The following is a 20,788-nucleotide window of genomic DNA, read 5'->3' on the forward strand; positions in this document are numbered from 1 at the left end:
GGAGGGGACGCTTCGGGGTCAGCGGGTACCGGTCAGACGATTCGGCCGGTAGTCGGTGAAGGCGGCGCCGTCGAGGCCCAGTTCGTCGGCGCTGTGCTGGAGTTCGGAGGTGGTGGCGGAGTTGGCCCAGTGCCCGGTGTCCAGCCGGTGCTCCACGGCATGCAGCCCGGCGAGCACTTCGGCGGTGGTGAAGTTGCAGTGGCTCTGACGTGCCACATAGGCCTGTCGCAGCAGTGCGGAGTCTCCGGCCCTGCGCACCCGCCCGGCGAAGGCCGATTCCTGCTCGACGGGCACCAACTGGTCGGCGGTGGTGTGGATGTCCAGCAGCGGCATGTCCAGGCCCTGTCCGGCGGTGGAGGTCCGCTTCAGATGAGCCACTGCGGCCGAGTCGGCTGTGACGTCCGCACCGCGGGTGAGCCGGTTCAGGTCGGTGCGCAGGTCGAGCCCGGCGTCGCGGTAGAGCGCTTCGACCTGCTTGGCGTGGGCGGACTTGCGCAGCAGCCCGGCGTAGTCGACGCCCTTGTTCCAGGACGTGTTGCCGCCGGCGGACTGCTCCACCGACCAGCGTGCCGGGACGATGAACCCGAGCAGGCCCTGAGCGAGCCATGCGTACTGCTGCTCCTCCTGGCCCGCGAAGTCGTCGCGCGCGGGAGGCTGCTGGCCGGGAGCCCAGTCGGCCAGGTTGAGGTAGGCGGCGGCCAGGGCGATCCGGGCGCGTCCCGCCGGGGTCTGCTGTGCCGTTTCCACCGCCTTCGTGAGCCGGTCGGCGAGGGCGCCGGCGTCGGTCTGGCTGTCCAGGTTCACGAGTTTGTCGGCGTCGGCAGGGTCGAAGAACGTGGCCAGGGTGTACTCGGCGTCCAGCTGGTAGTTGTCCAGATCTACGCCGCCCGCGACCAGGCCGCACAGGCCGAGTGAGCCGTCGACGCGTCCCGCGCCGTCGCGGGCGATCTGAGCGTTGATGAGGCCGCCCATGGACTGGCCCACCGAGATGACCCGGGTCGGCGTGCCGACCTGTCGGCGGAACGCGGTGAGCGTGGCGAACTGATCCCGCTCGGCCGAGTCGAGCGCCCACATCGAGCCGTTCGGGTCGTAGGAGGAGCCGACGAGGGCGTAGCCGGCGTCCAGCAGGGCCTGGCGCACCGCGGTCGACGGGGCGTCGGCAGCGGCGGTCGGTCCGAAGCCGTGGCTGAACAGCAGCAGGCTGCCGTTCCACTGCGCGGGCTTGTCCGCGATCCAGGTGGCGCCGTCGGTCAGAGTGCCGGAGTAGTGGTCGGCGGTTGTGGCGTGCGCGCCGGTCGCCGGCCCGGTCAGGGCAGTCGCGAGGGCGGTTGCACAGGCGGCGGCGAGGGTCGAGAAACGGGGTCGGGGCATGACGGCGGCTCCGCGAGTCGAGGGGGACCGAGTGGGGGAGCGAGCTGGAAGAGCGCTGCGAATGTAGGGCTCTTTTTTGATTGCCGTCAATAGAATGCCCAATAATGAGACAGGCGGGTCCGCGTCTGGATGTGCGGGGCCGGGGTGCGGATCAGGCCAGTGTCAGGGTGTCGAGCAGTCGGGCGGCCGCGCGCGCGGCCGGGCGTTCCCAGCGGCTGGCCAGGCCGCGGAAGACGGTCTCCGCCTGAGCGGCGGGCCAGTCCCCCGGAAGGTGCTCGGCGGGCAGATGCGGATCACGTCGCACCAGGTCCAGCCAGTCGGTGTGCAGCAGGAGCTGGCCTGCGAGTTCGTCGCCGGAGACCGCTGCAGGAAGCGGGTCGGTGCGGTCCCAGCGCTCCAGGAACGCCCGGTACCGTGCACCGATGGCCGGCACGTCGAACGCCTGCTCCAGCACCTCACGGACGTCGGTCGGCGTCTCCACTTCCGCCCGGAACACCCGCAGATACGGCTCCAGACCGAGACCCGCCACCATCTCGCGGACGTCGACGCGCGCCGGGGCCACCCACAGGCCGTTCTGCAGGGGGCCGAAGCCCGCCCAGATCAGCCGCGAGCGCAGATCGTGCCGCTCGCGACTCCATGCCTCGGGCAGCGAGAAGCCCACCATCGTCCACCGGCCGTCCCAGTCCCGGTTCACCGCGCCGGTCTGCCAGATCCGGTCCCTGCCGTCCGTCAGCACCTGGACGGCGTGCGGCGTCAGGCCGAAGTAGGTCTTCCGGCCCTGGCGACGACGCTCCAGCAGGCCGCGTTTGACCATCCGGTTCAAGGTGGTCCGCACCGCCTCCTCCGTACTGCCCAACCTCCCGAGAGCAGCGATCACGCTGCCCGACGAGACGGCGATGGGCCGCCCCAGCACGTGAGCGCCGAAGAAGGTCAGCATCAGGGACTGGGTACGCGGCTCGGGACCGCTCTCGGCGGTCGGTCCTGCGGCGACATCGACACTGGTCACCGGCACAGCGTAGGCCCGGGGTGAGCGCGTGGTGCTCCCGCGACAAAAATGTGTCACTTCTGTGACGGTGATCGATAAATAGCCCTATTTTGGTGGTCGGGACACGAAGGTGGAAGGCGAGGGGAGAGCCATTCCGGCAGGCAGCCGTCAGGCCGGTGGTGCTCTCCGCGCGAGCGGAAGTCGACCAGCGGATGCCGGGCCGGCACCCGGCTGACCGCGGCTGAACTGCGAGCGGGTGTGGAACTCGGCTGGAGGGCCGCGACATCGTACGCGACAGCGCACAGTGGGACGGCCGTGCCGTCGTCAGACTGACCGTCACCGTGGACGGACGCAGTGCCTTTGACGATGTGACGCTGCGGGAGGCCCCTCTGTTGACGCACCAAGATCTGCAGTCGGCACAGCGAGTGCTGGTGGCCCGGGTCCGTGGCGACGGATTGCAGCAGACGTTCGCCGAGAACGTGGCCCGGCAGGCACGGGCTAGCGGAATACAGGTTGCGCCCGTGTATTTCACGAAGAGTGATGACATCTGGGTCCAGGACTTCGTGGAGCCGTCCTACCTGAGTGTTCCCGGCCCGGGCGGGGTACCGCACACCATGCGGATCATGCTTCGCTCCGCCCAGCAGGACAGGACGTCGGGCCGGGAGCCGTACGAGAGGCTGCGCGGCCGGGACATCGGGGTGGTCATGCCCGGTGGGATGGCACGCGGCGAGGAATGGACGCTGAACTCCACCGGGAACCTGGAGACCATCCCTCCGTACCGTCACAACGGACGGGACTTGGGTAGGCCACGCCGCGCTCGCGCTGCAGGTCCTGCAGCAAGGTGAGCACCTTGGCCTGGGTGGTGACGTCGAGGGCATTGGTGGGCTCGTCGCAGATGATGAGCGCCGGGTCCAGAGCCAGCGCCCGTGCGATCGCGATTCGCTGCCGTTGCCCGCCGGAAAACTCCCGCGGGTATCGGCTGCCGGAGCAGTCCTAGACAGCTCCAGCACACCGGAGGTCTTCGCACAGCCTTCGCGGCCTGGAGGCAAGGTCGGGGGAGCGTGGCCAGTACCTCTACGGCGTTGGCGAGGCAGTCAGACCCGGGTCGGCATCCGCTAAGCCCTGGCGACTGTCGTACCCACCAGGTGAGCCGATGGGTACGACAGTCGCCAGACCTGGATGCAAGAGGGGCACCTACGGAGATCCGTAGGTGCCCCTCTTGCCTGGTGTCCCCGGCAGTATTCGAACCTGCGACCCCCGCTTTAGGAGTGGCGGCGAGTCCTTGCCGGTTGGTGCTCGATGCTGCTAGGTGGTGCCGTATCCCGTGGTCAGCAGCATGTAACTGCGTACTCGATCCCGCGCGTGATGTCCCGTGCCGAATAGTCCGCTCGCGCATCGCGCACGCGAGGATGCCGACGAATCGATACCTGACGCCTTGTCAGGATTCAGTGAGGGCTGTCGGATTGTGGGCGTGCGTCCCGGGCGAGGTCGCGCCGTCGCGGACCCACAGCGGCTTCAGCCGGTACGTCAGCAGGTACAGCACCGTTCCCGCTCCGGCGGCGACGAACATGCTCAGGTCGCCCGCGCCCGGGTACGCCTTCGAGAACGGCCCGGTGTAGAAGCTGGACTGCCAGAACGGGACCGAGGCCGCGACCCCGCCCACCCAGGCGACGAAGCCCCAGCCCAGCACCCGGCGCCGGTCGTAGAGCTCGTCGACGCGGGACGGGTCGGACCGGCCGCCGAGGTAGAAGTCGAACAGCAGGACGGCCGCGAAGGGAGCGATGAAGTACGCGGTGAGGTTGAGGAACACCTTGAACTTGTCCTCTGTGCCCGACGCGCCCCACAGGCTGATCGCATAGGCCAGAAGACAGATCACGGTGACCGCCTGCGAGCGGCTGACCGGCACCTTCAGCGTCTGGACGGAGATCGCACCGCCGTAGACGTTGAGGAAGTTCTGCGCGAGGGCGGACAGGCCGACGGCGATCAGGGCGGGGATCGCGAAGGGGCCGGCCAGTTCGTGCAGGGCGGTGATCGAGTCGGAGCTGGTCGCGCTGCCGCCGACGACCACACCCAGGATGCCGAGCCAGCAGATGGTGACGAAGTTGCCGAGGCCGGTGTACCAGGCGGTGCGGGTGACGACCTCGGGGGTGTCCGGCAGATAGCGGGAGTAGTCCGAGGCGAATGGCGCCCAGGCCACCAGGAAGGACAGGAACCAGCCGCCGAAGGTGATCCAGCCGCCCGTGGAGCCGATGTATCCGGAGGCGTGCGAGTCGGCGTGGAAGAGGCGGCCGCCGCGAACCACCGCGACCACGGTGATCAGCAGGAACAGCGGGGTCAGGACATAGGTCAGTATCTTCTGGAGGTAGTTGATCATGTTGTAGCCGTAGATCGCCACCACCAGCTGGATGGCCGTGAGCGCCCCGGCGCACAGCCAGAACGGCAGATGGGTCAGCTCCGCGAACGCCTTGCCGCCCAGGATGACGGTGACGGCCGCCCAGCCGATGCCTGCGAAGACGTTGATGTACGCCACGGGCAGGAAGTTGCCGAAGAAGCCGAGCGAACCGCGGGCCTGGATCTGCTGCGGCACGCCGAGCGCGTCATGCGTGAGCATGTCAGGGCCAGTCGGCGGGCCGTGCTGGCACGCCTGCCCATCGGCAGCCGGCACGAGGGGTCCGACGGGACTCCTTCTTGATCTCATGCCCCGGCTCGTGCCGCCGGGCGGTCGTCCGCGACTCCGCCACGCGGCACTGCCCCTGTGTGCCCCGGTCCGAGGTCGGATGGTATCGCTCCGCGGGTACTGCGGAAGAGGCGCGTGCGGGGCGCGGGGACGGGGTGGGGTCGTTGTCGGGTGGTGCTGGACGGGGAGGCCCGGTGTGGACCTGGACCGGGCGTCCCGGGAGCGTCAGGCAGTGCGGATCTCGCCGGTGGGCTCGGTGGCGCTCCAGGACACTGCGCAGGGCGGAGGCAGTTTCCTTGGCCTCGGCTCCGGTCATGATCAGCGGTGGGGAGAGCACCAGGCTGTGGGCGGAGTTGCGGACGATCACGCGGTCTCGCGGCGGATGACGTCGTGCGGCATCCGGTCCACGCGCAGCGGCAGGGGCACGCGCGTCTCGCGGTCCTCGACGAGTTCCACGGCGAGCATCATGCCGACGTTGCGGATCTGGCCGACGAACGGTGACTCGCCGAGCTGTGCCTCCAGTTCGCCGCGGAGGAAGGCGCCCATGCTCGTCGCGCGACCGAGCAGCCCCTCCTTGTCGATGATGTCGAGATGGGCGTGGGCGCCCGCCGCCGCGACCGGGTGGGCGTTGTAGATGTAGCCGCGGCTGGGCGTTCTTGGCCTGAAGGCGGCGTTCCGCGGCACCGATGGCCGCCATCAGCGGCAGGCGGGCGAGGATGTCGCGGATGCGCCGGCCGCGGTCGGTCCTGGGCGCCATGAGTCGCAGGTTCGGCCCGATCTGCTGCTTCCTGCGAAACCGTCATAACCTGACAACGAGCTCAGACGCGAAAAGCCGAACCTTGATTTTTTGCGGCTTCAATGGACACGACAACGCTGCCAGGAGGCGCCGAGCACGACCTTGCGGATCGCGGACACCAGGCCGCTGTGACTGTCGGAGATGACCAGACGGACCCCGCCCAGGCCGCGTTCGCGCAAGGAGCGCAGGAACTCGCTCCAGAACGCCTCGGTCTCGCTGTCACCGACCCTCACGCCTAGCACCTCTGTGAAGACTGCGGCAGCCCCGGCCGCATCCGCCTGCGCGACGGACAGCGGGTCTGGATAGAACACAAGCATGCACAAGGCGAGCAGAGAGCCAGTCGATACCGGCGCCCCCGCACCCGGCGCGGATCAGCGAGCTGGTGCAATACCCACGGCAGCGAATCGAATTCGGACAGTTCGGCGGGCAGGTGTAGCGGGTCGGCGTCCTCGCGGTGGCGCTGGAGAACGCCGATCGGGGAGGGCGGCGCGCGAACGCGACCCCTTGTTTTTGATCAACAGCGCCGAGAACCTTGACCATCGGGGGTCGCCTTCATCGCGTGCGGCTCGGACGAACAGGCCAACAGGGCGCATTCATACGTGAGTTACCCGCCTTGTCCACCCGGGAACGCACCCGCCCTGCCTCCGCTGGAGGCCTCGCTCGCGATCAGGGCGGCAACTCCATTCCGGGAACCGTGCGCGCTACCACTCAACTCCGCTCAGCCTGCATGAAGAGCCCACCGGCCGACTCGAAGTGGACGGCAGTCGGCGTGAACCGCGTCAACATGCCGCCATACATATCGGCGAGCATCCGGGCGTGAGCGGCTGGGTCGGGCACGTCATCGCGGTAGCGGCGGATCATCCGTTCTTGCCAGACAACAGCGTCAGGAGAGTCCGGAAAAGTCTCGACCTTTCCCTCCAGGGTTGCGAATCCGAAGGGCGCTTCGATGTCGTCGACACAAACTGCCATTCCCTCCCCTCGTTTCAACGCATAGCCAAGCAGTGAGGGAACTGCGACCACGAAGATCAGCTGGTCTTCATCTACGTCGAACCAGACCGGCTGGACCCAAGGAAGGCCGTTCTTGCGCCTGACCGATACCTTGGCGATTCGAGCGGTGCTCGTCAGGAACTCACGAAGTTCTGGCGTCAAAAGACTCATGCGTGCGCTCCCTCGTTGGACGCAGACGCCGGTGGTGGAGACACCACCGGTTCGAAGTAGACGTTGTTCAACTGGATTTGGATCAGCTTCAGGCCGTCGTCGAGGAGCGTTCGCGCGCGGCCTGCGGCGGGGGGCAAGTCGCCGCGGTACTTCCCGAGCAACTTCTCCAACCAGTGCTCGGCTTCGCTCGCGTCTTCGACCGCGGACGCGTAACCCTCAAGTACGGCGAACGCGTAGGGGATCTCGATGTCGTCGACGCATACACAGACGGCGCGTTCGCGCTCGATCGTGCGACCAAGCATGGACTCGGCGCTGATCAGCGCGATGAGATCATCACCGTCTACATCGAACCAGGCCGGCTGCAGCCACGGGTCCCCATTGTCACGGGCTACTCCGACCTTCACCACCCGGCGCACGCCAGTGATGAAGGCGCGTAGGTCGGGGCTGATCGTGACTCCACCGGCATCCGTTTGCGATGTCTCGCTCATCTGAACCCCTTACGTGTGTTGTGTGGATATCTAAAGGCAGCAGCGGTTACGTGCTGTATTGGTTGATTGAGCAGCGGTGTATGAATGTGCCCCTGGGTGGCTTTCACAGTGCAGTTGGCCCCGCCTGAATCGGCTCGACCTGCACTCACTCGCACGTTCGACTCCGGCTCGCGCTGGCCGCTTGCCACGGTTCTGCGGCAGATGCGAGGTGGGGTCAGCGGAGGCCGGAACGGATCGTGTCCGGTTGGGGCCGGTCCAAGCGAAGCCGGAGAGGTGGGGCCGCCCAGGAGCGTTAAAGCCACCTGGGAGGGATACCGGCGCTGACCTCGATTCCGACAATCTGGATTGCCTTTGTGGTGAGTCACGTGAATGGGGTCCGTGAGCAGGCGGCTGGTATGTGAAGGGCAGGGGAGCCCGAGGCCGTCTTGTACCTCGGCCAGATCGCGCGCCTAGGTCAACACCCGCTGAAAAGTCAGATGTTGGGGGCCGCCACTGGGATGCGGACAGGCTTCATCAGGTGGGGCTCAAGGGCCTTCTCGATGGAAGCGGCCACGCGGAGCACTTCCGCGTCCGCATGATGTCTTCCCACGATCTGGAGACCAACCGGCAGCCCCTCGGCGGTAAGACCGCAGGGAATGGTGATCGCCGGGTAGCCGGCATTGCTGATGGGGTCGGTCAGTCGGGCGAAGTCTATGGCGGGCATCGAGACCTCGACACCTGCGACAACTGCTGGACCGAGGAGGTCTGGATCGGGGTGGGGGAACGCAGTCTGCGGTGTAGTCGGGGTGATCAGGACGTCGTGCTCTTCAAGCACATCGGCAAGGGCTTCATGGATCTCCGCGCGTCGGACCTGCGCGGTGCGGATATGGTCCACGGCTGAGACCTTCGACCCGCGCGCGATCCCCTCGACCAACGGCTTGTATCTGCCGAGGTCGTATCGCTCCTCGTACTTCATGTAGAGGGCGAAGTACGGTTCCCAGTAGTCCCGGTAGTAGTCGGCAAAGTCCGGCAGCGCGATGTCCACCGGGCTGACGGAGCAGCCCAAGACCTGCTCGATGATGTTCGCAGTTGTTGTGACTGCGGCCGCTACGTCGCGCTCGACTGGTCCGCGCCCCAGGTCCATCGACAGCGCAATCCGGACGTCCCGAACGTCGAGATTCTCGATGACTGCCATGTAGTCGGTGTTGTCGGCGGGGAGGCTGAAGGGGTCCCGGGGGTGGGGTCCTGACATGATCGCGAGCATCTGCGCGACGTCTTCGACGCACCTGGCCATCGGTCCGACGACATCGACCGTCTCGTAGATCTCGCCCTCGGAGTACAGCGGAATCCGACCGAGTGACGGCTTCAATCCGACCACGCCGCAGTAGGACGCGGGCACCCGGATCGAGCCGCCACCGTCACTGCCGATCGCCATGGGGCCCAGCCCGACCGCCAGGGCGGCGGCGGCTCCGCCGCTGGAGCCCCCGACCGTACGCCCCAGGTCGAAGGGGTTATTGGTACGTCCGATCAGGTCGTTCTCGGTAATGCACAGACTTCCCAGAGGCGGGGTTGAGGTCTTCCCCAGAAGTATGGCGCCTGCCGCCTTGAGTCGCGCCCATGTCACTCCATCCTCGTGTGGGATGTGATCTCTCAATGGCACGACACCCAGGGTGGTCCGCACACCGGCGGTCGGCGTCAGGTCCTTCACCGTTACGGGGACACCGTGCAGTGGACCAAGGCTGTCGGCATCGAGTGTCATCACCTCCCGCTCCGCACGCTTGGCGGCATCCCTGGCGAAGTCGTGAGCCACGGTGATGAACGCGTTGATCTGCGGGTTGACCTGGTCGATCCGTTCGAGCAGGGAGTTGACGATCTCCACCGGCGACAGCACTCGCTGACGGACGGCACGAGCCAGCTCGACCCCGGACATGTCGGTTATACGTTCAGAACGCTCCAGTGCTCCTTGCGTGAACATGCCTTTATATAAACGCTGTTCCACATCGCTGGCAAGCGATCGTGGCGCCCTCCTTCCGAGGGGGAGAACCCGGCCGGCCCCGCTTGCTGCGGCCAAGGTGGCCTGATCGCCGGTGTGTGTGCTCGTCCTGTAGTCCCGCGCCTGGCAGTCGTCACCGCATCGAGTGCCGCGGGGCAGTTGACAAGGCCGAAACCCTGCGCCCTGCCTGCACGCGACAGGAGGTGCGCACACCCATTGCCACGCGGGACGCCCGTCGTATAGCGTCCCGTCCACGTTGTAGAAACCCTGTTGTATGACGGGCTTCGCAATAACGTTGCTGTGCAGGTGCATTGATGCCCGGAGGGTGCGTAATGGCTATGCGAGCACAAAATCCCTTTGCCTGTCGGCCACCGCTGGTGGGCTCGCCCCAGTGAGCGCCAGGTGGCAGTACGTCCGGCGCCTGGACGGTTCGCTTCGTGCGCTGTTCGGGCCAGTGGTTACGATCGTGGTCGCCACGTTCTTGGTCCAGGTGGCCCTCGCGTCTGCCCCTGGGGACCCCGCCGCGTCCCTGGCGGGCAGCCACGCAACACCGAAGCAGATTGCGGTCGTTCGTCATGAACTAGGGCTCGACGAACCGCTCCTAGTGCGCTACTGGGATTGGCTGAGCGGCGCAATGCGCGGCGACTTCGGCGTGTCGATCCTCTCTCATGACAATGTCTCCTCACTGATCTCTGCGCGCGTAGGCACGACGCTCTTCCTTGTCGTCTACGCCGCGATCCTGATCCTCGCCTTTGGGATCGGCTCCGGCATCCTCGGTGGAATCTCCCGCGCCATGGGGCCGGTCGTGGCGTCACTGAGTGGCCTCGCGGTCGCAGTACCTGCGTTCGTCGTGGCCCAGCTGCTCATCAACTACCTTTCCCTCGAGCTTGGTTGGTTCCCGGTGGTCGGAGCCGGTGACGGCTTCGCTGACCGCATCTGGCACCTCACGCTGCCCGCGATTGCGCTGTCGCTGGCACTCTGTGCCTACGCGGCACAGATCACTCGAACAGCTATCCGCGAGGAGGCCTCGCGAGAACACGTCGAGACGGCTCGTGGACGCGGCCTCCCTCCAGGGCATGTCTTCCGTCGGCACGTGCTACGCAACGCCGCGCTCCCCATCCTCACGATCTCGGGTATCTCCATCGCGGGACTGATCGCCGGCACGGTGGTCGTGGAGAGCGCCTTCGGGCTCGACGGCATCGGCTCCCTGCTGGTCAAGGGCGTGGAGGCAAAGGACTACAACGTCGTGCAGGCCATCACCCTCATACTCGTCGTCGTCTTCGTCATCGCGACATCGCTCGTCGACCTGCTGCAACGAGTACTCGATCCGCGGACGCGCCTGCGGAAGGCTGTCCGATGACCAGTCTCCAGGCAACAACCACCGCACTTGATGCAGCAGTTGAGACGCCACGGCGTGGTCGGATACGCAGGGCCGACAAGCTGCTGCTGGGTGCGGGGGGCGTGTGCGTCCTCCTTGTCCTCCTCGCGATGGTGGGCCCGGTGTTCGCACCTCATTCGCCGAGCGCCACGGACATCCTCGGTGCGAACCTGACGGCCTCGGGGGACCACCTGCTCGGCACCGACCCGTTGGGCCGTGACATTTACTCCCGCCTGTTGTACGGCGCCCGTCTGAGTCTGCTCGGTCCGGCGATCGTGGTCTGTGCGGCCACGCTGTTCGGCACGAGTCTCGCCATAGCGTCGGCATGGTGGGGCGGACGCCTCGACCGCGTGATCGCGCGAGGAGTCGACGTACTGTTCGCGTTCCCCGCGCTGCTGGTCGCCATACTCGCCGTTGCCATCTTCGGGCACGGCCTGTGGGCGCCGGTCGTCGCACTGGCGATCGCCTACACGCCCTACCTCGCCCGTGTCGTCCGAACCGTGGCGGTGAGGGAGCGATCGCTCCCCTACATCGACGCCCTCCACCTTGCCGGCCTATCGGGCTGGCGTATCTGCACTCGCCACATCCTGCCGAACGTGCTGCCGATGGTGCGAGCTCAGGCGACCATCGGCTTCGGCTCAGCCCTTGTCGACCTTGCCGGGATCTCGTTCCTCGGGCTTGGCGTGCAGGCGCCGGATGCGGAGTGGGGACTGATGGTCTCCGACGGACGCTCAGCACTTCTCAACGGCTATCCGATGGAGTCGATCTCGGCCGGGTTCATGATCATCGTCACCGTCGTCGCCTTCAACGTGCTCGGAGAGCGACTCGCCCAACGATCGGAGGTCGACCGATGAGTCCACTCGGACACAGCCTGCTCGAAGTCGAGAGACTTCAGGTCGACTTGAAGAAGGACGGCCAGCTGCGTCGTGTCATCCACGACGTCAGCCTCGCCGTCGACTCCGGAGAGGTGCTCGGAGTCGTCGGTGAGTCCGGATCCGGCAAATCCATGACGGCGCGCGCCATCATGCGCTTGCTGATGCGCGGCGCGCGGGTCACGGGCGACATCCGTTTCGACGGCGTCTCGGTATCCGCCATGGACGCGCGTGCTCTGCGGCGGCACCGTTCCAGGGATGTGTCGATGATCTATCAGGATCCGCGAGCGCACATCAATCCGGTACGAACTGTGGGCGACTTCCTTGTCGAGGCGCTCTGCGCAACCGGTGGGGCCTCGTCACGCGAGGCGCGTGACCGCGCGATCGAGATCCTGCGTGAGGTCGGGATCCACGACGCGCCTCGCCGGATGCATCAATATCCCCATCAGCTCTCCGGTGGCTTGTTGCAGCGCGTCATGATCGCGACCGGGTTGATCTGCGGCCCGCGGCTCCTCCTCGCCGACGAGCCCACGACGGCACTCGACGTCACCACACAAGAGGAGGTGATGGCGATCCTTGACGAGCAGCGCGTCGAGCGCGACCTGGCAATGATCATCATCACCCACGACCTGGACCTCGCGGCAGCGGTCGCCGACCGACTTGCGGTGATGTACGCCGGCGTGATCGTCGAGTCCGCGCCATCCGCTTCGCTGCGTACGAGGGCGCTGCACCCGTACACCGTCGGTCTGCTCGCCTCACGTCCGAGCGGTACCCGGGTACGGCGCCTGGCGACGATCCCCGGCCGCCCTGTCTCTGCCTTTGAGGCGGGTCCCGGATGCGTGTTCGCGAGCCGATGTCCCTTCGCCGAGCAGCAGTGCCACAGGGAACGCCCCGTGTTGCGCCAGCTCGCCGGTCATGACGTCGCCTGCCACCGCGCGGAGGAACTGCAAGGAGCCATCGACTACCCGGTGGAGGCGAAGGCATGACCGCACTGCTGCGAGTGACGGGTCTGCGCAAGGTCTTCAATGTTCGTGGTGCCGAGGGCGAACGCGAGGAACTCGTAGCGGTCGACTCGGTGAGTTTCGATGTTCCGCCTCGCGGCTCGCTGGCGGTGGTCGGCGAGTCCGGCTCAGGCAAGACCACCGTCGCACGGCTGGTCGCCGGGCTGGAAGAAGCGACTTCCGGGACGGTGCACTTCTCGGGAGAGCCCCTGGCCAGGACAGCACGCGGCAAGAACGAGCGACTTCGGCGGGCACGGAAGATCCAGATGGTGTTCCAGGACCCTTATCAGTCGCTCGATCCCCGGCAGACAATCGCCCAGCTGCTCGATGAGTTGCTGCGAGAGCACTTCGACTGGGCGCCGGAGCGCCGAAGGCGCCGGATCGAGGAGCTACTGGAACAAGTCGGCCTTGACGCGCGGCATGCCGCTTCCAGGCCGCGCGGCCTGTCAGGTGGTCAACGCCAGCGCGTGGCGATCGCCCGCGCGCTTGCCTTGGAGCCGCAGCTGCTCATCCTCGACGAAGCTGTGTCGGCATTGGACGTGAGCGTCCAGGCGCAGGTCCTGAATCTGCTCGCCGACCTGCGGGAGTCGATGGACATCGCGTTCCTGTTCATCTCTCACGACCTGGCCGTCGTGCGGCAGGTCACCGACGACTGCATCGTCATGCACCGCGGTCAGATCGTCGAGCAAGGCACCACCAGCGACATTCTCGACAATCCGACAGCCGATTACACGCGGCGGCTACTCGACGCGATCCCTCGCCAAGGGTGGAAGCCGAAACGAAGAAATGGACTCAAAGGCTCTGCCGCAGTAGCGGCAGAGTGATCACCCCGTCTGAGTCGGATCCGCGGAACCACACGCTGCCGAACCGCGATCCGAAAGTTCACCGCCGAGCGGCACAACGACGGTTCGCCGCTCAAGGCCCGGGCTACTCATGCGGCAAGGTGCGCTTCGGGTTCAGCAGACACCGAACATCCCGGTCAGATTGGCCAGTTGAGCTGATCCATATACGAGCGAGTCACCGTCAAGCAGCCATAGCCGTCCTCTTGGAATTTCGAAGAAGGGCCATCACATGACGCACGAACCCGACTACGACGTGATCGTCGTGGGTGCTGGATTTGCTGGAGCCACAGCCACGCGTGACCTGCGCGACCGAGGGCTTTCCGTCCTGTTGCTGGAGGCCGGCGACCGCCTTGGCGGTCGCGCCTACTCGCGGCGGTTCGAGGGCCGTGACGACATCGTCATCGAGTGCGGTGGGGGCTGGGTCAATCCCGACCTTCACCACAACGTCGCCGCCGAGTTGGACCGTTACGGGATCGCTCTGACTTCTGATGAAGAGGAAGATCCTGCCCGTGCGGTCTTCTTCACCGGGGGTGAGCTGCGGCCGCTGCCCGTCCCGGTCGGCGAGTTCGGGGATCTCGAAGGCGCCTGGATCCGGCTCTACGAGGCAGCCAAACGCTTCTCGGTGGGTTACCGCGTCCACCAGCAACAACTCGCCGACCTGGATGTCTCCGCGCACGACTTCTTCGCGCCCCTCGGTCTGCCTGACGCGACCAGAGACTTCCTCTACGCGCTGCTGGCGTCATTCGCCGGCACGCACCCGGACGAGTCATCCATCCTCTGGCCGATCAGCAAGATCGCCGCCTACGGGTACGGCCCGTACGGTCTCCTGTCCGGTCAGACCGTCAAGTCGGGCTGCTCGCAGATGTTCGCCAAGGGAACCGGCGAACTCGTCCACGCGATGGTCGAAGGCTCCGGCGCCGAGGTGCAGCTCTCCAGCAGGGTGACACACATCACCAGGCGAGCACGCGGTGTCGACGTCACGACGACCAGCGGTGAACGCTTCACCGCCAGGGGATGTGTTGTTGCAGTTCCCAGCAACGTGATCCGGAGGATCGAGTTCAATCCGCCGCTGCACGAGGACAAGGTCGCGGCGACGAGTGCGGGACACCCTGGGCGCGCCTACAAGACTTTCATGATCGTCGAAGGGGTTTCCCAAGCACCCATCTGCTTCGGACTGGCTGGACTGCAAATGGTGCTGCCGCTCAAGGAACTTGAGGACGGCAGGTGGCTGCTGGTCGGCTTCGGTGCGGATGGCGTGCAGTCGCTGGATCCATGCGACGAGAAAAGCGTCGAAGCCGCGTTGCGCACTTACCTACCCGAGGCCCGCGTGGTGGCCTGTGACGGACACGACTGGAACCAGGACCCCTTCTACGAAGGCACCTATCACGTCGATTCTCCTGGTCACGCGCTGGGCTTCCCGCACATCATGAACCAGCCCGAGGGACCCGTCGTGTTCGCCGGCGCGGACATCGACGACAGCATCTGGCGCAACTCGTTCGAAAGCGCCATCCACACCGGTCACCAAGCGGCCCGCTACATCACCAGCTTGGTCCAACGCCAACGCGCCGCCTGACAAGGGAAACTGGTTTCTGATGGTGCATCGGTTCTCGACTTCATCTTCTCGACGGTGGACTTCGCTCCGCCGCATCACCGGAGTAGCCCTGATCAGCGCGACGGTTGTGCTGTCAGGCTGTAGCCGTTCTCCCTCAGGCGGAGTCGTGTCGTCTGAATCGCAGATGGAAGATCGGCTTCCATCGGCCAAGGGCGACGTCGCCCACATTGACTGGGGTTTGCCGCAGGGGGAACCGAACACCTTGGATCCGGCGTCGGCACAGGACTACGGCGAGATCCAGGTGATGTCGAACCTCTGCGACACGTTGCTTCGGATGAACCCGGACTTCTCCATCTCGCCGAACCTGGCCAGCTTCAAGCAGCCTGACCCGAAGACGATCGTGTACCGGCTGAAGCACGGCGTGAAGTTCTGGGATGGAACCGAGATGACGTCAGCGGACGTTGCGTACAGCATCAACCGCGCGCGTTCCCCCAAGTCGACACTTGGGGAGTTGATCTCCTCGATCAAGTCCGTCAAGGCGACCGGGAAATACGAGGTGACGGTCAGGCTGTCCCGAGCCGACAAGCTCGTCAGCAAGCAAATGGCCGGGATCGCGGGTGCAGTTTACGAGGCCGACTACGCGAAGAGGGCCGGTAGCAAATTCGGCAGCGCCAGCGGCGGGGTCATGTGTTCAGGGCCTTTCAAACTCGCCAAGTGGAAGGCGGGAAGTGGAATCGAGCTCACACGCAATGAAGTCTATTGGAACCCGACCTACAGGGCCCATGCGAAAACGGTCTCGTTCAAGTTCCTGTCCGACTCCGTAGCACTCGCACAGACAATTGCTGCCCGTGAGATCGACGGTGCCTACGAGGTCCCGCCAGCGATTCTCCCGCGACTCTCCCAGATCTCCAGCGGGTCTCTCCACTACGGCCGGTCCTTCGGATTCGTCGAGCTCAACGTCATGCGGCCTGATGGGCCGCTGGCCAACCTCGCCCTACGCAAGGCGCTCTTCGGGGTCATAGAGCGAGAAGGGATCGCGCGATCCATTTATCACGGGAGCGCCGAGGCCAACTACACCCTCGCGGCGAAGAATACCTGGGACCCTGAAGCGAAGGAATTGTGGGAGGCCGCGTACCCCAAGTGGGTCAGAGAGAACAAGCTTGACGTTGACACAGCAAAAGCTTTGGTCAAGCAGGCGGGCGGGGGCGCCAAGCCCATCGTGCTGGTCATCGAGCAGGGAAATGAGACGATGTCGCTGATGGCTCAGTTGATCCAGCAGGATGCCGAGGGCATCGGCCTCAATGTGGAGATTCGCCCGATGACGCAGGTGCAGATCGCTGAGCTGCGCGACAGTCCTGGAGCACGCAAAGGCATCGACCTTCTGATCGGCGCCGCGGCGGGCATTGTCGGGGACACCCAGGAGAACGTCCCCTACTACGTCGGGAGCGGCTCCTACTACAACTACACCCACTACAAGAATCCTCGAGTCGACAAGCTCATGGCTCAGGCTCAGGATTCTCTTGATCCAAAGCGGCGCGCGAGGCTGTTGATCGAAGCGCAGGATCTGTACGAGCCGGCGCGGGTGACGACTGATCTGCTCACCACGTCGACGATCTTGTATCTCGACAAGAGGCTCACCGGCGCCACCGTCTCGTATTCCTACGTGTACGAACCGTCGCTCGCGCTCATCGGCTCAGCTGAATGAGGTGACCGCACCCCGAAGGGGCCGGTAGTCGAGTCTGTGCGCCGTGGTCACCGGCCGTAAGGCGTCCCGGTTCATGGACTGCGGAGCATGCGAGTCTTTCACCGCTGCCCAAGTCCTCCGCTGTGAGCATGCCGACGATGCCGTTCTGCCGAACGGCATCGTCGAGCTCGCACGCGTGGGACCGCGATGTCACGCACCGCCCAGGAGCCTCCCCGGGCGTCCCATGCGGCGGCGGTCCACGAAACCGGGGCCGACGTCTTCCAAATGAAACAGCTTTTGTATAACGTGCCACTCATAACGCAGGTCGGCCCTCCCGTCGCTGATGCCCGGGTTCAGGGACCGGCATCGAGGCCTGCAGAGGAGCCCTGCATGAGCACGAACCCGGCGCAGCGGAGTGTCGCCTCGGACGTCACGTCCGAGGACGACCTCTGCTTCACCCCGGCCACAGAGCTGGCGGCCGCAATCCGCCGACGCGCCATCTCACCGGTCGAACTTGTCACCGCAGTACTGTCCCGCATCGAACGCCTGCAGCCGGACCTCAACTGCTTCGTCACCGTCGTACCGGAGCAGGCCCTCGCGGCAGCCCGGCAGGCCGAAAAGCTCGTCCTCTCGACGCCTGCCGACCAACTCCCGCTCCTGCACGGCATCCCGGCCACGGTGAAGGACCTGGAGGAGACGGCCGGCGTCCGGACCACCTTCGGGGCTCGCCACTATGCGGAGCACGTCCCCGACCGCAGCGCGCCGATCTGGGAACGGCTGGCGGGTGCCGGAGCGATTCTCGTCGGCAAGACGACCACTCCGGAATTCGGCATGGCCGGTATCACCGAGAGTGGACTGACGGGGATCACCAACAACCCGTGGGACCTCTCCCGTACCACCGGCGGCAGCAGCGGCGGTGCGGCCGCGGCGGTGGCCAGCGGTCTGGCGCCTCTGGCCACCGGCAGCGACGGGGGCGGGTCCATCCGTGTACCGGCCTCGATGTGCGGGACGGTCGGGCTCAAGGCCACCAGCGGCCGGATCCCCTTCGCCTCGGCGGCCACGGGCGCGTACGACACGGTGAACGTCACCGGCCCGCTCACGCGGACGGTCGCGGATGCCGCCCTCATGCTCGATGTGGTGGCCGGACCGCACGCCGATGACGCCGTCTGTCTGCTGGAGCACGGAGACGACTACCTGGCGTCTCTGCGGACGGCCTCACTGCGAGGCAAGAGGGTGGCCTTCAGCCCGGACCTCGGCTCGGGTCCGGTCGACACCGAGACCGCCCGCGTGGTGGCCGCAGCGGTCAAGCGTCTGGCCTCCGATGGCGGAGCGCACGTCGAACAGGTCGCACTGGACCTGCCCGACCCCATCGACTACTTCGAGAAGTGGTGGGGTCCCCTCCTGGCCCAGGAGGTCGACGCCCTGATCGAGGAAGGCTTTGCCTTCACCGACTTCCCAGGGCCCATGCGGGAGTTCTACACGCGCGTCTTGGACATGAGCGCGCGGGAGTTCGCGTACACGCAGATGGTGACCCGGACCAAGATCTACCGGGAGTTCGCCGGCCTGTTCTCCGAGTACGACCTTCTGGTGTGGCCGACGACTCCGATGCCCGCGTTCCCCCATCCCGGCCCGCTTGGCGGCCCGACGGAGATCAACGGTGTACCGACCCGCTGGCCCGCCATCGAGAACCAGCGGCTGACGGAAGCCATCGCGCACGCGGGCTGCCCTGCCATCAGCGTGCCGGCCGGGTTCACACGGGACGGCCTGCCCGTCGGGCTGCAGATCGCGGCGGCCCGCGGCGCGGACGCTGCCGTACTGCAGGCTGCCGCCGCCTTCGAGACCATCGCGCCGTGGGCGCACCACCGGCCCCAGTTCTAGGAGAGTCATGCCGACCGAAGCAACGATCGCCGCGGGCCAGGTCACCTGGCCCGCGGACATGCCCGAGGCCTGGACGGCCGTTCCCCGCACCACCCTGTCCACCTTCACCGCCCGCTGTTTCGACGCGGGCGGTGACGCACCGGCACTGATCTTCGACGACGGCGCCACGTTCACCTTCGCCCAACTGCGCGAGCGTATCGAGAAGTTCGCCGGATTCCTCGCTCCTCGTGTGTCCGTGGGGGAGCGCGTGGCGCTGGCCGTGGGGAACCGTGCCGAATACCTCATCGCCTACTTCGGCATCGTCCTGGCCCGCGCCACCGTCGTCACGATGGGCCCCGACATCGGGCCTGTGGACGCCGCCCTCATGGTCGACGACGCGGGCTGCCGATGGGCGGTGGCGGAAGGCCGGGCCGCCCGCGTGCTGGGAGACCTGGTCGGCAGGGGGCCCCTGGAGGACGTACTGGAGGTGCTCGACGGCGAGCCGGACGGCCTTGAGCACCACTGCCGCGATGCCACCCCGCTGCCCCTCGCCGACGCGGCGTGCGAGATCGACGACGTGATCGACATCGGCTACACCTCGGGGACGACAGGGATGCCGAAGGCACTCGGCGGCGACCACTCCGAACCGCTGCGCTACGTCGACCTGATTCTCCGCACGCGCCCGCTCGGGCCGGACGATCGCATCCTGGTGTCGGTGCAGTTCCACTACGGGGACGGCTTCTACCTGACCCTCGCGTCCTGGCACTCGGGCGTCCCCGTCGTGGTGATGCGCAAGTTCAGCGTCTCCCGGTTCTGGGCTGTGGCCAAGGAGTTCGCCATCACGCAGATCTACACCATCGGCGCCATCCCCGACCTGCTGCTGACCGCGCCCCCGAGCGCCGCCGAGCGCGACCACCGGATCACCTGCGCGCAGGCGGTGGGTGTTCCGGCCGACCGGCATCGCGAGCTCAACGAACGCTTCGGATTTCCCTGGCGCGAGATCTACGGATCCTCCGAGTCGGGACCGGCACTGTCGATGCCCGACCATGTGGCGGAGCGGTATGTCGGCACCGGAGCCATCGGAGTGCCGTACCCCGACATCGAGGCCCGCCTGGTCCACGTCCACGGGGTTGTCGTCGAAGGGGCGGGCCAGGGCGAGCTGCAGATGCGCGGTGCCATCGTCTTCACCGGCTACCTCGCCAATCCGGACGCCACGCGGGAGGTCCTGGACGACGGTTGGCTGCGCTCCGGCGACCTGGTGCGCCGCGACGAGGACGGTATGTACTACTTCGTCGGCCGGCTCAAGGAGTTGATTCGCCGCGGAGGACAGAACATCGCCCCCGCCGAGGTCGAGGCGGTCCTGCGGCTGCATCCCGCGGTCGTCGACACGGCTGTCGTGCCTGTCGAGGACACCTTGCGCGGGGAAGAAGTTCTTGCGTACGTGCAGGTGCATGAGGACGCGGAGGTCGAGGCGGCGGAGCTGGTCGCGTTCTGCGAGGAGCGGCTGGCCCGGTTCAAGGTTCCCCGCTACATCCACCTGCGTACCGAGCCGTTCCCGCGTACGGCCAGTCAGCGCATACCGAAGAACCAGCTGAAGGTGGATGGCAAGCACCGGACAAACGGGAGTTGGGATGCGACCGTCCCGGGAATGGGGCTGGTCCTTCCCTATGACCAACTGCCCGCGGCGGTCGGACAGATATTCCTGAGCGACTGGCTGTCGATCAGCGCGGACCAGGCCGACGCCTTCGAGGAGACGACCCTAGTGGCCCGCAATCCCCACGATTACGAACATGCGAGCCAGGGCGATGGCCTCATCCCGGGCCTGCATCTCCTGAGCCTGCTGGATCACCTCACGAACCCGCTGCTCGTGGTCACCGGAGCGAGGCTCATGCCCTGGATGTACGGCATCGACCGAGCCCGGTTCATCACCCCCGTCCACGTCGGCGACCGGTTCCGGGCCCGAGGGACGGTAGCGGACGTCAGGCCCAGAGAAGGAGGGTTGCTCGTGCGCACCTCGGTCACGGTCGAGTTGGAGGGTGCGGAGCGCCCTGCGTACGTGGCCGACAGCTGGGTCTTCTGGCAGGCGGTGGACTGACGCCGAGGCTGGTGAGCGGGCATGGAGGGGCAGCGAGTCGGCGGGGAAGCTTGGGGCGGT

Annotated in this window: 16 protein-coding genes, 1 tRNA gene and 2 pseudogenes; 9 read left to right on the forward strand and 10 right to left on the reverse strand. The window is 66.5% G+C overall.

Going from position 1 to position 20,788, the window contains the following annotated elements; translation table 11 throughout:
• Positions 1–18: 18 nt before the first annotated feature.
• Together ACIRA5_RS34995 and ACIRA5_RS35000 are read right to left on the reverse strand one after the other, a co-directional pair.
• Positions 19–1,371 carry an alpha/beta hydrolase gene (locus tag ACIRA5_RS34995; RefSeq protein ID WP_403697867.1) on the reverse strand — a complete coding sequence of 451 codons (1,353 nt, stop codon included), beginning with the start codon at positions 1,369–1,371 and terminating at the stop codon, positions 19–21.
• Between the two features lie 151 nt (positions 1,372–1,522).
• A complete protein-coding gene (locus ACIRA5_RS35000; RefSeq protein WP_403697869.1) occupies positions 1,523–2,383 on the reverse strand; it encodes a PaaX family transcriptional regulator C-terminal domain-containing protein in 861 nt (286 codons plus the stop codon).
• Between the two features lie 341 nt (positions 2,384–2,724).
• Here ACIRA5_RS35000 and ACIRA5_RS35005 point away from each other — a divergent pair, with 341 nt between their 5' ends.
• The gene (locus ACIRA5_RS35005; RefSeq protein WP_403698145.1) at positions 2,725–3,201 is read left to right on the forward strand and encodes a protein-arginine deiminase family protein; all 477 of its coding nucleotides are present in this window, start codon (positions 2,725–2,727) and stop codon (positions 3,199–3,201) included.
• Here ACIRA5_RS35005 and ACIRA5_RS35010 read toward each other — a convergent pair.
• The 8 genes and pseudogenes from ACIRA5_RS35010 to ACIRA5_RS35045 form a co-directional block, all read right to left on the reverse strand.
• Positions 3,158–3,343 (reverse strand): annotated as a pseudogene (locus ACIRA5_RS35010) (ATP-binding cassette domain-containing protein); the annotation flags it as partial. The gene ACIRA5_RS35005 and the pseudogene ACIRA5_RS35010 sit on opposite strands and share 44 nt — an antisense overlap.
• Before the next feature lie 237 nt (positions 3,344–3,580).
• Positions 3,581–3,653, reverse strand: a tRNA-OTHER gene (locus tag ACIRA5_RS35015).
• A gap of 141 nt (positions 3,654–3,794) precedes the next feature.
• A complete protein-coding gene (locus ACIRA5_RS35020) occupies positions 3,795–4,967 on the reverse strand; it encodes a purine-cytosine permease family protein (RefSeq protein WP_403697871.1) in 1,173 nt (390 codons plus the stop codon).
• Positions 4,968–5,396: 429 nt separating this feature from the next.
• Positions 5,397–5,717 (reverse strand): aminotransferase class III-fold pyridoxal phosphate-dependent enzyme, encoded by a 321-nt coding sequence (locus tag ACIRA5_RS35025; protein ID WP_403697872.1) that lies wholly within the window; start codon positions 5,715–5,717, stop codon positions 5,397–5,399.
• Between the two features lie 174 nt (positions 5,718–5,891).
• A pseudogene (locus tag ACIRA5_RS35030) lies at positions 5,892–6,074 on the reverse strand (transposase); the annotation flags it as partial.
• 463 nt (positions 6,075–6,537) lie between these two features.
• On the reverse strand, positions 6,538–6,987 hold the full coding sequence (locus ACIRA5_RS35035) for a pyridoxamine 5'-phosphate oxidase family protein (protein WP_403697873.1): 450 nt from the start codon (positions 6,985–6,987) through the stop codon (positions 6,538–6,540).
• Positions 6,984–7,475: a pyridoxamine 5'-phosphate oxidase family protein gene (locus tag ACIRA5_RS35040; protein WP_403697875.1), complete on the reverse strand. Its 492-nt coding sequence runs from the start codon at positions 7,473–7,475 to the stop codon at positions 6,984–6,986. The genes ACIRA5_RS35035 and ACIRA5_RS35040 overlap by 4 nt, the downstream gene beginning before the upstream one ends.
• A 472-nt stretch (positions 7,476–7,947) precedes the next feature.
• Positions 7,948–9,429, reverse strand: a complete 1,482-nt coding sequence (locus tag ACIRA5_RS35045) for an amidase (protein ID WP_403697876.1) — start codon at positions 9,427–9,429, stop codon at positions 7,948–7,950.
• Positions 9,430–9,838: 409 nt separating this feature from the next.
• Here ACIRA5_RS35045 and ACIRA5_RS35050 point away from each other — a divergent pair, with 409 nt between their 5' ends.
• The 8 genes from ACIRA5_RS35050 to ACIRA5_RS35085 all read left to right on the forward strand — a co-directional run bounded on the left by ACIRA5_RS35050 (position 9,839) and on the right by ACIRA5_RS35085 (position 20,728).
• Positions 9,839–10,807 (forward strand): ABC transporter permease, encoded by a 969-nt coding sequence (locus tag ACIRA5_RS35050; protein ID WP_403697878.1) that lies wholly within the window; start codon positions 9,839–9,841, stop codon positions 10,805–10,807.
• Positions 10,808–10,947: 140 nt separating this feature from the next.
• A complete protein-coding gene (locus ACIRA5_RS35055) occupies positions 10,948–11,679 on the forward strand; it encodes an ABC transporter permease (RefSeq protein ID WP_403697880.1) in 732 nt (243 codons plus the stop codon).
• 47 nt (positions 11,680–11,726) lie between these two features.
• Positions 11,727–12,683, forward strand: a complete 957-nt coding sequence (locus tag ACIRA5_RS35060) for an ABC transporter ATP-binding protein (protein WP_403697882.1) — start codon at positions 11,727–11,729, stop codon at positions 12,681–12,683.
• Entirely contained in the window at positions 12,680–13,522 is an 843-nt protein-coding gene (locus tag ACIRA5_RS35065; RefSeq protein ID WP_403697884.1) for an ABC transporter ATP-binding protein, read from the forward strand. Before ACIRA5_RS35060 ends, ACIRA5_RS35065 begins: the two co-directional genes overlap by 4 nt.
• A gap of 247 nt (positions 13,523–13,769) precedes the next feature.
• A complete protein-coding gene (locus tag ACIRA5_RS35070; protein ID WP_403697885.1) occupies positions 13,770–15,113 on the forward strand; it encodes a flavin monoamine oxidase family protein in 1,344 nt (447 codons plus the stop codon).
• Between the two features lie 145 nt (positions 15,114–15,258).
• On the forward strand, positions 15,259–16,797 hold the full coding sequence (locus tag ACIRA5_RS35075) for an ABC transporter substrate-binding protein (RefSeq protein ID WP_403697886.1): 1,539 nt from the start codon (positions 15,259–15,261) through the stop codon (positions 16,795–16,797).
• A 369-nt stretch (positions 16,798–17,166) separates the two neighbouring features.
• Complete coding sequence (locus ACIRA5_RS35080) at positions 17,167–18,654, forward strand: amidase (protein WP_403697887.1); 1,488 nt, start codon at positions 17,167–17,169, stop codon at positions 18,652–18,654.
• Positions 18,655–18,661: 7 nt separating this feature from the next.
• A complete protein-coding gene (locus tag ACIRA5_RS35085; protein WP_403697888.1) occupies positions 18,662–20,728 on the forward strand; it encodes an AMP-binding protein in 2,067 nt (688 codons plus the stop codon).
• Positions 20,729–20,788 lie beyond the last annotated feature (60 nt).

The sequence above is a fragment of the Streptomyces sp. NPDC096311 genome (assembly GCF_044763085.1).
Taxonomy (GTDB): domain Bacteria; phylum Actinomycetota; class Actinomycetes; order Streptomycetales; family Streptomycetaceae; genus Streptomyces.

Excerpts from the sequence above, each read along its gene's own strand:
- ACIRA5_RS34995 (WP_403697867.1), bottom strand. The coding sequence starts at position 1,371 with ATGCCCCGACCCCGTTTCTCGACCCTCGCCGCCGCCTGTGCAACCGCC.
- ACIRA5_RS35020 (WP_403697871.1), bottom strand. The coding sequence starts at position 4,967 with ATGCTCACGCATGACGCGCTCGGCGTGCCGCAGCAGATCCAGGCCCGC.
- ACIRA5_RS35035 (WP_403697873.1), bottom strand. The coding sequence starts at position 6,987 with ATGAGTCTTTTGACGCCAGAACTTCGTGAGTTCCTGACGAGCACCGCT.
- ACIRA5_RS35040 (WP_403697875.1), bottom strand. The coding sequence starts at position 7,475 with ATGAGCGAGACATCGCAAACGGATGCCGGTGGAGTCACGATCAGCCCC.
- ACIRA5_RS35045 (WP_403697876.1), bottom strand. The coding sequence starts at position 9,429 with ATGTTCACGCAAGGAGCACTGGAGCGTTCTGAACGTATAACCGACATG.
- ACIRA5_RS35065 (WP_403697884.1), top strand. The coding sequence starts at position 12,680 with ATGACCGCACTGCTGCGAGTGACGGGTCTGCGCAAGGTCTTCAATGTT.
- ACIRA5_RS35070 (WP_403697885.1), top strand. The coding sequence starts at position 13,770 with ATGACGCACGAACCCGACTACGACGTGATCGTCGTGGGTGCTGGATTT.
- ACIRA5_RS35080 (WP_403697887.1), top strand. The coding sequence starts at position 17,167 with ATGAGCACGAACCCGGCGCAGCGGAGTGTCGCCTCGGACGTCACGTCC.
- ACIRA5_RS35085 (WP_403697888.1), top strand. The coding sequence starts at position 18,662 with ATGCCGACCGAAGCAACGATCGCCGCGGGCCAGGTCACCTGGCCCGCG.